The organism is Mesorhizobium sp. M7A.F.Ca.ET.027.03.2.1 (assembly GCF_003999175.1).
Lineage (GTDB): Bacteria > Pseudomonadota > Alphaproteobacteria > Rhizobiales > Rhizobiaceae > Mesorhizobium.
The window spans coordinates 1-824 of record NZ_RZOM01001625.1; the positions used below are offsets into that span (position 1 = coordinate 1).

Sequence of the window (824 nt, forward strand, 5' to 3'; positions counted from 1 at the left end):
CCTTGAGGGGGAGATGTCCGGCAGGACAGAGGGGGGCGAGTGTCCCGCCAGCATCACCGCCTTTGCACTATCACGAATCAAACATGCAGCGCGTGCCCCAGCGCCTTGAGCGCCGCTTCCTGGAATCCCTCGCCTTGCGTCGGATGGGCATGGATGGTGCCGGCAATGTCCTCCAGCCTGGCGCCCATCTCCAGCGCCAGGCCAAAAGCCGCCGCCAGTTCCGACACGCCCTGCCCGACCGCCTGGATGCCGAGCACCAGATGGTTGTCCGCGCGCGCGACGACCCGAACAAAACCGTCCTCGCCGAGCTTGGTCATCGCCCGGCCGTTGGCAGCGAACGGGAACATGCCGATCTTGATCTCGCCGCCGAGCGCCTTGGCCTCTTCCGGCGACAGGCCTGCCGTCACAAGTTCCGGATCGGTGAAGCAGACGGCGGGTATCGAGCGCTTGTCCCAGTTGCGCTTGTGACCGGCGGCGATCTCGGCGACCATCTCGCCCTGGGCCATCGCCCGGTGCGCCAGCATCGGCTCGCCGGTGACGTCGCCGATGGCGAAGATGCCGCGCATGGAGGTGCGGCACTGGTCGTCGATGCGGATGAATTTGCCTGCCCTGTCGAGGTCGATCTGCTCGAGCCCCCAGCCTTCGGTCACCGGCTTGCGGCCGACCGTGACCAGGATTTTTTCGGCGGCGACCTTGGCGCTTTTGCCATCCGAGGTCTCGACCAGCAGCGCGTCACCCTTGGTTGAAAGCCCCTTGGCCTTGGCGCCCAGCATCACCTCGACGCCGAGCGTGGCGAGCCGCTTGACCACCGGCCGGGTCAGCTC

At 67.0% G+C, this 824-nt stretch carries 1 protein-coding gene; it reads right to left on the reverse strand.

Features of this window, described 5'->3' with window-relative positions:
* Positions 1-77: 77 nt before the first annotated feature.
* Positions 78-824 (reverse strand): FAD-dependent oxidoreductase (locus EN750_RS36900; RefSeq protein WP_189526779.1); only part of this gene is annotated, 747 nt, incomplete at its 5' end.